General features: G+C 54.2%; 10 protein-coding genes and 4 tRNA genes. All 14 read right to left on the bottom strand.

The annotated features are described in order from the left end of the window. Window positions 1-12: 12 nt before the first annotated feature. The 14 genes from rpoB to birA all read right to left on the bottom strand — a co-directional run bounded on the left by rpoB (window position 13) and on the right by birA (window position 10,531). Window positions 13-4,086, bottom strand: coding sequence for a DNA-directed RNA polymerase subunit beta (gene rpoB / locus GHO42_RS05125; protein WP_016779170.1), 4,074 nt, complete (start codon window positions 4,084-4,086; stop codon window positions 13-15). 219 nt (window positions 4,087-4,305) lie between these two features. Beyond that, the gene (rplL, locus tag GHO42_RS05120; protein WP_016779169.1) at window positions 4,306-4,671 is read right to left on the bottom strand and encodes a 50S ribosomal protein L7/L12; all 366 of its coding nucleotides are present in this window, start codon (window positions 4,669-4,671) and stop codon (window positions 4,306-4,308) included. Window positions 4,672-4,751: 80 nt separating this feature from the next. Beyond that, complete coding sequence (rplJ, locus tag GHO42_RS05115) at window positions 4,752-5,252, bottom strand: 50S ribosomal protein L10 (RefSeq protein WP_016779168.1); 501 nt, start codon at window positions 5,250-5,252, stop codon at window positions 4,752-4,754. A gap of 197 nt (window positions 5,253-5,449) precedes the next feature. After that, the gene (rplA, locus tag GHO42_RS05110) at window positions 5,450-6,145 is read right to left on the bottom strand and encodes a 50S ribosomal protein L1 (protein ID WP_016779167.1); all 696 of its coding nucleotides are present in this window, start codon (window positions 6,143-6,145) and stop codon (window positions 5,450-5,452) included. Then, window positions 6,145-6,576 (bottom strand): 50S ribosomal protein L11, encoded by a 432-nt coding sequence (gene rplK / locus GHO42_RS05105; protein ID WP_008008888.1) that lies wholly within the window; start codon window positions 6,574-6,576, stop codon window positions 6,145-6,147. The genes rplA and rplK overlap by 1 nt, the downstream gene beginning before the upstream one ends. A gap of 116 nt (window positions 6,577-6,692) precedes the next feature. Continuing rightward, a complete protein-coding gene (gene nusG, locus GHO42_RS05100; RefSeq protein WP_026014126.1) occupies window positions 6,693-7,226 on the bottom strand; it encodes a transcription termination/antitermination protein NusG in 534 nt (177 codons plus the stop codon). A 9-nt stretch (window positions 7,227-7,235) separates the two neighbouring features. Next, window positions 7,236-7,604: a preprotein translocase subunit SecE gene (gene secE / locus GHO42_RS05095; RefSeq protein WP_016779165.1), complete on the bottom strand. Its 369-nt coding sequence runs from the start codon at window positions 7,602-7,604 to the stop codon at window positions 7,236-7,238. Between the two features lie 45 nt (window positions 7,605-7,649). Then, window positions 7,650-7,725: transfer RNA gene (locus GHO42_RS05090), tRNA-Trp, on the bottom strand. Window positions 7,726-7,970: 245 nt separating this feature from the next. Beyond that, window positions 7,971-8,046 (bottom strand) — tRNA-Thr (locus GHO42_RS05085). A 26-nt stretch (window positions 8,047-8,072) separates the two neighbouring features. Continuing rightward, a tRNA-Gly gene (locus GHO42_RS05080) sits at window positions 8,073-8,146 on the bottom strand. A gap of 25 nt (window positions 8,147-8,171) precedes the next feature. After that, a tRNA-Tyr gene (locus GHO42_RS05075) sits at window positions 8,172-8,256 on the bottom strand. Window positions 8,257-8,366: 110 nt separating this feature from the next. After that, entirely contained in the window at window positions 8,367-8,843 is a 477-nt protein-coding gene (locus tag GHO42_RS05070; protein WP_153327393.1) for a hypothetical protein, read from the bottom strand. A gap of 7 nt (window positions 8,844-8,850) precedes the next feature. Beyond that, window positions 8,851-9,594: a pantothenate kinase gene (locus GHO42_RS05065; protein WP_153327395.1), complete on the bottom strand. Its 744-nt coding sequence runs from the start codon at window positions 9,592-9,594 to the stop codon at window positions 8,851-8,853. Continuing rightward, entirely contained in the window at window positions 9,584-10,531 is a 948-nt protein-coding gene (birA, locus tag GHO42_RS05060; protein WP_095019088.1) for a bifunctional biotin--[acetyl-CoA-carboxylase] ligase/biotin operon repressor BirA, read from the bottom strand. Before birA ends, GHO42_RS05065 begins: the two co-directional genes overlap by 11 nt. Window positions 10,532-10,745 lie beyond the last annotated feature (214 nt).

The raw sequence follows: 10,745 nt of genomic DNA, 5'->3' as shown, positions 1-10,745 counted from the left end.
TCGCGTCACGTGTTATTCGGTTTCCAGATCGATATCGATGCCGAGGGAACGAATTTCTTTGATCAACACGTTGAAGGACTCGGGCATGCCCGGCTCCATACGGTGATCGCCGTCCACGATGTTTTTGTACATCTTGGTACGGCCGTTCACATCGTCCGACTTCACTGTGAGCATTTCTTGCAGAGTGTATGCCGCGCCGTAGGCTTCCAGCGCCCAGACCTCCATCTCCCCGAAACGCTGACCACCGAACTGTGCCTTACCACCCAGCGGCTGCTGGGTAACCAGGCTGTAAGAACCGGTAGAACGAGCGTGCATCTTGTCGTCTACCAAGTGGTTCAGCTTCAGCATGTACATGTAGCCAACGGTAACCGGACGCTCGAACTTGTTGCCGGTACGACCATCAGTCAGCACCATCTGGCCGCTGTCTGGCAGGTCTGCCAAACGAAGCATTGCCTTGATTTCGCTTTCCTTGGCACCGTCGAACACCGGGGTAGCCATTGGCACACCGCCGCGAAGGTTCTTCGCCAGATCCAGGATTTCCTGATCGGAGAAGTCATCCAGGCTTTCTTGACGACCGCCAATTTCGTTGTAGATCTCATGCAGGAACTTACGCAGGTCAGCGACCTTGCGTTGTTCTTCAATCATGAGGTTGATCTTCTCGCCCAGACCTTTGGCCGCGAGGCCCAGGTGAGTTTCGAGAATCTGACCAACGTTCATACGCGAAGGTACGCCCAACGGGTTGAGGACCACATCAACCGGGGTGCCATTGGCATCGTACGGCATGTCTTCAACCGGCATGATCACGGAGACCACACCCTTGTTACCGTGACGACCGGCCATCTTGTCACCCGGCTGGATGCGACGGCGGATTGCCAGGTAAACCTTGACGATTTTCAGCACGCCTGGAGCCAGGTCATCGCCCTGCTGCAGTTTGCGCTTCTTGTCTTCGAACTTGTCGTCCAGCAGACGACGGCGATCGATGATGTAAGCCTGAGCCTTTTCAAGCTGCTCGTTCAGAGCATCTTCAGCCATGCGCAGTTTGAACCACTGACCATGCTCAAGACCGTCCAGGATTTCATTGGTGATTTCCTGACCTTTCTTCAGACCGGCACCACCTTCGGCAATGCGGCCAACCAGAGCAGAGCGCAGACGTTCGAAGGTAGCGCCTTCAACGATACGGAACTCTTCGTTCAGATCCTTGCGGATCTCGTCCAGCTGGGTCTTCTCGATCGACAGTGCACGAGCATCACGCTCAACGCCGTCACGGGTGAAGACCTGTACGTCGATAACAGTACCTTTGGTACCGGTAGGTACGCGCAGGGAGGTGTCTTTAACGTCGCTGGCTTTTTCACCGAAGATGGCACGCAACAGCTTCTCTTCCGGAGTCAGCTGGGTCTCGCCTTTCGGAGTGACCTTACCTACCAGAATGTCACCGGCGCCAACTTCAGCACCTACGTAAACGATACCGGCTTCGTCCAGTTTGTTCAGTGCAGCTTCACCCACGTTAGGGATGTCTGCAGTGATCTCTTCAGGCCCAAGCTTGGTGTCACGTGCCACACAGGTCAGTTCCTGAATGTGGATCGTGGTAAAGCGGTCTTCTTGAACAACTCGTTCCGACAAGCAGATGGAGTCTTCGAAGTTGTAACCGTTCCAGGCCATGAACGCGATGCGCATGTTTTGACCCAGCGCCAGTTCACCCATATCGGTGGACGGGCCGTCAGCCATGATGTCGCTACGCTGTACACGGTCACCCTTGCGCACCAGCGGACGCTGGTTGATGCAAGTGTTCTGGTTGGAACGGGTGTATTTGGTCAGGTTGTAGATGTCGACACCGGCTTCGCCAGTTTCAACTTCGTCATCAGCAACACGAACCACGATACGGCTGGCATCAACAGAGTCGATCACGCCGCCACGACGAGCCACGACGCAAACGCCGGAGTCACGAGCTACGTTACGCTCCATGCCGGTACCTACCAGCGGCTTGTCAGCGCGCAGGGTTGGTACAGCTTGACGCTGCATGTTGGAACCCATCAACGCACGGTTGGCGTCATCGTGTTCCAGGAACGGGATCAGCGACGCTGCAACCGAAACAACCTGCTTCGGCGAAACGTCCATCAAGGTGACGTCTTCCGGCGCCTTGACGGTGAATTCGTTCAAGTGACGAACAGCAACCAGCTCGTCGATCAGCACTTTCTTGTCGTTCATCGTGGCCGAGGCCTGAGCGATCACGTGATCAGCTTCTTCGATGGCGGACAGGAAAACGATCTCGTCAGTTACCAGTGCGTCTTTCACTACACGGTACGGGCTCTCGAGGAAGCCGTACTGGTTGGTGCGCGCATAGGCAGCCAGGGAGTTGATCAGACCGATGTTCGGACCTTCCGGCGTCTCAATAGGGCAAACACGGCCGTAGTGAGTCGGGTGTACGTCACGAACTTCAAAGCCCGCACGCTCACGCGTCAGACCGCCCGGGCCCAGTGCAGAAACACGGCGCTTGTGGGTGATCTCGGACAGAGGGTTGTTCTGGTCCATGAACTGGGACAGCTGGCTGGAACCGAAGAACTCTTTCACCGCCGCAGCCACAGGCTTGGCGTTGATCAGGTCTTGCGGCATCAGGCCTTCGCTTTCAGCCATCGACAGACGCTCTTTGACCGCACGCTCAACACGTACCAGGCCAACGCGGAACTGGTTCTCGGCCATTTCGCCTACACAGCGAACACGACGGTTACCCAGGTGGTCGATGTCATCGACGATGCCTTTACCGTTACGGATGTCGACCAGGGTCTTCAGCACGGCAACGATGTCTTCTTTGCACAACACGCCCGAACCTTCGATCTCGGTACGACCGATACGACGGTTGAACTTCATCCGGCCGACCGCAGACAGGTCATAGCGCTCAGGGCTGAAGAACAGGTTGTTGAACAGAGTCTCGGCAGCGTCTTTGGTTGGCGGCTCGCCTGGACGCATCATGCGATAGATTTCGACCAGCGCTTCCAGTTGGTTGCTGGTGGAGTCGATCTTCAGCGTGTCGGAGACGAACGGACCGCAGTCGATATCGTTGGTGTACAACGTTTCGATGCGAACAACCTGGCCCTTGGCAACTTTTGCCAGGATTTCAGTGGTCAGCTCGGTGTTGCACTCAGCAATGATTTCGCCAGTAGCCGGATGCACGATAGCCTTGGCCGTTGTGCGACCCAGGACATAGTCCAGAGGCATAACGAGCTCTTTGACACCGGCTTTTTCCAGCTGGTTGATATGACGGGCAGTGATACGACGACCCTGCTCAACAATCACCTTGCCTTTGTCATCGGTAATATCGATGGCCGCGATTTCACCGCGCAGACGCTGTGGAACCAGCTCCAGGCTGATGCTCTCACCCTGAACGTGGAACACGTTGGTGGTGTAGAACGCGTCCAGCACTTGCTCAGTGGTATAACCCAGCGCGCGCAGCAATACCGATGCAGGCAGCTTGCGACGACGGTCAATACGCACGAACACGCAGTCTTTCGGGTCGAACTCGAAATCGAGCCACGAACCACGGTAAGGAATGATACGCGCGGAATAAAGCAGCTTACCGGAGCTGTGCGTCTTGCCGCGGTCGTGGTCAAAGAACACGCCCGGGGAACGGTGCAGCTGGGAAACAATTACACGCTCGGTACCGTTGATTACGAAGGTACCGTTTTCAGTCATCAGGGGGATTTCACCCATGTAGACTTCTTGCTCTTTGATGTCCTTGATCGCTTTGTTCGACGATTCTTTGTCGAAAATGATCAAACGAACTTTTACCCGCAAAGGTACGGCGTACGTTACGCCACGCAACACGCATTCTTTGACATCAAATGCCGGTTCGCCCAAGCGATAACCGACGTACTCCAGCGCAGCATTGCCGGAGTAGCTGATGATCGGGAAAACGGATTTGAAGGCCGCATGCAGGCCCACGTCGCGGAACTGATCTTTAGTCGCTCCCGCCTGCAAGAATTCACGATACGAATCCAGCTGGATTGCCAAGAGATACGGCACATCCATGACGTCCGGCAACTTGCTAAAGTCCTTGCGGATACGTTTTTTCTCAGTATATGAGTAAGCCATCAGCGTTCCCCAGCTTGGTCACCTGCTTGTTTGGCCTCTCCCGACGGGAGCAGCCAGAAAATCGTGCAAACCCCTTGGTTTGCTCCACCGCACAGGGTGGTTACAGCACGTTAAAGGCACCAACCTAGTCGGCTGCCAATAACGGAAAAAGGCCGGTGGCAAGAGCCACCAGCCATCAGCCTCAGCTTAACGCCTGGGCTGGAAACGCAAGGTCGATGCTTACTTCAGCTCGACTTTAGCGCCTGCTTCTTCCAAGGTAGCCTTGGCTTTGTCAGCTGCTTCTTTAGCAACAGCTTCCAGTACCATAGCTGGAGCGCCGTCAACTACTGCCTTGGCTTCTTTCAAGCCCAGACCAGTCAGCTCACGAACAGCCTTGATCACGTTAACTTTCTTCTCGCCAGCTTCCAGCAGCATAACGTTGAATTCAGTTTGCTCTTCAACAACAGCAGCGGCAGCAGCAGGACCAGCAGAAGCAGCAGCAGCGGAAACGCCGAACTTCTCTTCCATTGCTTTGATCAGTTCAACGATTTCCAGAACGGATTTTTCGCCGATTGCTTCGATGATTTGGTCGTTAGTCAGAGACATGACTATAAATTCCTGTATTGGGGTGACAGCCTACGCGGCCATCGAAATAAACAATAAACGCTGAAAGGAGTCGCTCAGCCTTAGGCTGCAGCAGCTTCTTTCTGGTCGCGAAGGGCCGCCAGAGTACGAGCCAATTTGCTGGTAGCGCCTTGAATCACGCTCATCAGCTGAGAAATTGCTTCGTCACGGGTCGGCAGACTTGCCAGTACGTCGATCTGATTAGCTGCGAGGAACTTGCCCTCGAACGCAGCTGCCTTGATCTCGAACTTATCCTGACCTTTTGCGAACTCTTTGAAGATACGAGCAGCAGCGCCCGGATGTTCTTGCGAGAATGCAATCAAGGTCGGGCCAGTGAACACGTCGTTGAGAACACTGTATTCAGTGTCAGCAACAGCGCGCTTGAGCAGGGTGTTACGTACAACACGTACGTAAACGCCAGCTTCACGAGCCTCTTTACGGAGTCCGGTCATAGCGCCTACTGTCACACCGCGGGCATCAGCCACAACAGCGGACAGGGCAACTTTGGCAGCCTCGTTGACTTCAGCGACGATGGCCTTCTTGTCTTCGAGTTTAATTGCCACGGGTTTAACTCCTGCTTGTTACCGTTTCATCTGGCCGAGGCCTGATGTCGTTTTGGTGTCTGATTCGGTAAGGAACCGGGAGCACCATCTGCGTAGGCTTGAGGTTTAAGGCTTTCGCCGCCTACGGTCTTGGATAGCCCCCGCCAGGCAGGGACCCCAATCTTTCAATTGGCGCATTTGACTGCGCCAATTTTGTCTTACGCGTCCAGGGAACCCTGGTCGATGACCAGGCCCGGGCCCATAGTGGTGCTCAGGGTTACGCGCTTAACATAAATACCTTTCGAGGAAGCTGGTTTGATACGCTTCAGATCAGCGATCAGGGCTTCAACGTTTTCCTTCAGCTGAACGGCGTCGAAGCCGATCTTGCCAACGGAAGTGTGAATGATACCGTTTTTGTCGGTGCGATAACGAACCTGACCAGCCTTCGCGTTCTTAACAGCGGTGGCTACGTCTGGAGTTACAGTACCAACCTTAGGGTTAGGCATCAGACCACGTGGGCCCAGGATCTGACCCAACTGACCAACAACACGCATTGCGTCCGGGGATGCAATAACTACGTCGTAGTTCAGGTCGCCGCCTTTCATTTCGGCAGCCAGGTCGTCCATACCAACGCGATCAGCGCCGGCAGCCAGAGCAGCTTCAGCAGCTGGACCCTGAGTGAACACAGCAACACGTACAGTCTTGCCAGTGCCGTGTGGCAGCACAGTAGCGCTACGAACAACCTGGTCAGATTTACGTGGGTCTACGCCCAGGTTAACGGCGATGTCAAAAGACTCGCTGAATTTTACAGTCGACAGCTCAGCCAGCAAAGCAGCAGCGTCTACAAAATTGTAAGACTTGCCAGCTTCGATTTTACCGGCGATTGCCTTTTGACGCTTGGTCAGCTTAGCCATTACACACCCTCCACGTTAAGGCCCATGCTACGAGCAGAACCGGCGATAGTACGCACGGCTGCTTCCATATCAGCTGCAGTCAGATCCGCGTTTTTGGTTTTCGCGATTTCTTCCAGCTGAGCACGAGTTACAGTGCCAACCTTAACGGTGTTTGGACGAGCGGAACCGCTAGTCAGACCGGCAGCCTTCTTCAGCAGAACCGAAGCAGGGGTCGACTTGGTTTCGAACGTGAAGCTACGGTCGCTGTATACAGTGATGATCACTGGAGTCGGCAGGCCTGGCTCAATACCCTGAGTACGGGCGTTGAAAGCCTTGCAGAATTCCATGATGTTCACGCCGTGCTGACCCAGAGCCGGGCCAACAGGTGGGCTTGGGTTAGCCTGAGCGGCCTTCACTTGCAGCTTGATGTAAGCGGTAATCTTCTTAGCCATGAGGCACTCCAATTACGGGTTCAATCGCCTAAAGAGGCTCCCCGGTTACTTGCGCGTTTATCCCAGTGACGACAAAACCCCACAGCCTAGGCCATGGGGTTGGGATTCGTGTTTAACTAGACCTTTTCGACCTGGCTAAACTCTAGCTCTACCGGAGTAGAGCGACCGAAAATGAGCACCGCCACTTGAATGCGGCTCTTTTCGTAGTTAACTTCTTCGACCGTGCCATTGAAATCGGCAAACGGACCGTCGGTAACACGGACAACTTCGCCCGGCTCGAACAGTGTTTTCGGCTTGGGCTTGTCGCTGCCATCAGCTACGCGACGCAGAATTGCTTCTGCTTCTTTATCAGTGATAGGTGCCGGTTTATCAGCAGTACCACCAATGAAGCCCATGACACGCGGAGTGTCCTTGACCAAGTGCCAAGTCCCTTCGCTCATGTCCATCTGAACCAGCACATAACCAGGGAAGAACTTGCGTTCGCTTTTGCGCTTCTGGCCATTACGCATTTCAACCACTTCTTCAGTGGGAACCAGAATTTCGCCGAAGCCATCTTCCATGCCTGCCAGCTTAATACGCTCTATCAGAGAGCGCATAACATGCTTTTCGTAACCCGAATAAGCATGCACTACGTACCAACGCTTAGCCACGGGACACCCTTAGCCAACAATCAAGGAAACGAGCCAGCCGAGCAGGGAATCCAAACCCCACAACAGCAACGCCATAACAAGAACAACAGCCACCACGATCAACGTGGTCTGCGTAGTTTCTTGGCGAGTTGGCCATACGACTTTACGAATCTCAGTACGAGCTTCCTTTACCAGGACAGCGAACGACTTGCCTTTTGCCGTCTGCAAGCCCACATAGGCAGCAACAGCAGCAATCACAAGAAGTGCAATGACGCGATACAGGATCGGCGAACCAGAATAATACTGATTCCCAACAACGCCAACCACCACAAGAGCTACCACTACAAGCCACTTGAGGAGATCGAAGCGAGAGCCTTGAACTTCAGCCTTGGGAGTCATCAAAGAGGATCCTGTGAAAAGAAAGCCAGACGCAATGAGCGAATCTGGCAGGTCAGGAGGGAATCGAACCCCCAACCTACGGTTTTGGAGACCGTCGCTCTGCCAATTGAGCTACTGACCTAAAACATTATCGAGCCGCGGATTATGCCGACACGAGAGAGACTTTTCAACAACAAGCGCAATTACTTTTGCAATCAACCCTGTCCAAGCAGAGAATTGCCAGCGAATAGCAGAATGCGAGCCACTCACAACCGTAACAACCAACCAGGGCAGTGACACCTAAAAACAGCGCCACCAGCAAACACCCCAGACAGGCTATGCACCTGTTAAAACAAAGGCAGATATTTTCATATCTGCCTTGTTATATGGAGCTCTTGAGCGGATTTGAACCGCTGACCTCACCCTTACCAAGGGTGTGCTCTACCAACTGAGCTACAAGAGCAAAACATGTCGCGAAAACAGCTAGACTGGAGCGGGTGGCGGGAATCGAACCCGCATCATTAGCTTGGAAGGCTAAGGTTCTACCACTAAACTACACCCGCAAATCTTGCTGCTCTAGCTTAAATATGGTGGAGGGGGAAGGATTCGAACCTTCGAAGTCGTAGACGTCAGATTTACAGTCTGATCCCTTTGGCCGCTCGGGAACCCCTCCTGAGCTGGTTAGAATTCTACATCATCCCAACCTTATGTCAACCACTTTCTTCAATTAAATCAGGAAGTTAGCAACTTGACTCGCTTCACACCTAGTAGCCTGTTTGGCGTTCACTGTGGAGCGGGCGCCATTCTATGCAAACTATCGGGTACCTGCAAGCCCTCACAGCGCATTTTTTTGTATTTTAACCCATTGAATTCATTAACAAGGTTCTGCAAAACCATTTCACTGGCCGCAGCAGTGCCTTGCGGGCTGATCTTGAGGGCATAGCCAGGCATTTCAGCCTGCTCACCTTCGACTTGCGTAGATGCTATACCCATCTCAGACAACCTGCGCTGCAGGCCGTGCAGCTGTTCTTGCGCAGGTAAATTGCCTAAAAACATGCATTGCGCACTCAGCGCCTGGTCAATGGCGACTGCACCTCCCCGACCTGCCGGCGGCACCTCGCCAAGCAGACGTATGCCCTGATGACTGCCCTTGTACAAAGACAAGGAAACAACTTCTTTGGCCCTCAACGGAGCCTCTTGCTGGTGCCATATGTAATAAAAGACATTCAGTACAACCAGCAGCAGAAACAGCCAACGCATAGAAACCTCAAGGAAGGGGACAAACCACCGCCAAACCGACAAATACCAGGTCTTGCACCAAGCGCGCTTCTGGAACCATATCCTTTACCAGGCTTGCGTCACCGCCGGTAAGAAAAACTTCAAAGTCTTCTCCCCAGTACTCGCGCGCCAATTCCAGCTGGGTCATCACAAAGCCCCGCAGCATCAACAAACACCCACGCTCAACAGCCTCAACCGTCGTACGCCCGGGCGTACGCTGGAGCAAGGCCTGCTCCGCAGAGAGGTCGTCATACCTGATACGGCGTGTATGAGTGCGCAACTGATCGCGCATCAAGGGCATCCCGGGACAAATAAACCCGCCCAGGTGCTGACCGTCAGCAGCCACGAAGTCCGCCGTTACCGCCGTACCGAAATCCAGTACCAGGCACGCGCTCTTCGCCAACTCAAAAGCACCAACCACGGCAAGCCAGCGATCGAGCCCCAAACGGGTAAACTCCTCATAACCGTTACTCACACCTGCGGCACTCCTTGCAGGCTGCGCGCACTGTGCAGCCACACGAAAGGTCGTCACGATGGAGGCCACCAGGCTCGATGTCTCATCATCACTGCGCACACTGACCAACCGGCAGTGGGTGATGTTCAACCCCGGAACGGCCAACACCGCGGCCAGCAGCGCAGCATCAGAGTCAACTACGCCCCCACCCACCGCCACCCCCGCGTCAAGGGCACGCCACTTTATAAAACTGTTGCCACAGTCCATCTCAAGAATCATGGCGCAACCTCAAGCTAAGCTCACCGCCGCTGTACACTTTCTCTTCGCCATTGACACTCATGCGCAGCGCGCCCTGCTGATCAATACCCATGACAGTGCCATCCACCTGATGCACTCCAGCTATCAGAGAGACTTCACGACCCTGCCACAAGTGGTTTTGCTCCCACTGCGCCTGCAATGCCGAAAAGCCCTCGGTAGCATGGCGATTCAGATACACAAGCAGGCTATCGTTGAGTTTCGAAATCAGCGCATTGCGGTTTACCGAATGACCTGACTCGAGAAATACCGAGGTCCAGGCCTGATCTACCTCGCTGGCCACCCGCATATTGACGTTAATGCCGATCCCCAGAACCACATGACACACATCAGCCGGATCGCCGACCAACTCAAGCAAAATGCCGGCAATTTTCTTGTTGCCTACGAGCACATCATTTGGCCATTTGAGGCCGGCGTCAGATATCCCCACCCCGCGAAGCGCACTCAGTACTGCCAGACCAACCACAAGGCTAAGCCCTTCAAGCTGGCGCATCCCGCCATCCATGCGAAGAACAAGGCTGTAGTAGATATTTTCTGCGAAAGGACTGACCCATTTGCGGCCTCTTCGTCCACGACCAGCAGTTTGCCGCTCAGCCGTAACAACAAACGGCGCCGCAGTGCCACTGTCGATCGCGCGCAAGGCCTCGGCATTGGTGGAGTCTAATGAATCATGAATCGAGACAGGCCATGGGCTGGCAGTCAACTGGTCCTGCTCAAGGAGTTCAAGCGGTGCAGCTAACTGATAGCCACGGCCACGAACTTTATGAATCGACAGGTTCAGGTTGGATTCCAAAAGCTGGAGCTGCTTCCAGACTGCACTGCGGCTAACGCCAAGTGCAGCACCAAGCGCTTGCCCTGAGTGGAATCGACCATCTTTGAGGAGTTTCAACAACGTCAGCATGCATGTATCGCCTCACAATGAGGCACGCATGATAGCCATGAGCGGCGCCATTGCATAGAAACCCCGCGCACACAGCAAGCTAACAGCATGGGGCAAGCCGAGAGTAACGGTTTGAAGCTTGCGACCGCTTTTTCGCGCACAAAAACAAACCCCCTGTCTGCGTGAGCAGACAGGGGGTTTGGAATTTAATCTTGACGATGACCTACTCTCACAT

Source organism: Pseudomonas sp. FSL R10-0056 (genome assembly GCF_009600105.1).
Classification (GTDB): domain Bacteria; phylum Pseudomonadota; class Gammaproteobacteria; order Pseudomonadales; family Pseudomonadaceae; genus Aquipseudomonas; species Aquipseudomonas bubulae.
Note: the sequence above shows the minus strand (reverse complement) of the source record. Positions and strands in the feature narration are given on the sequence as shown.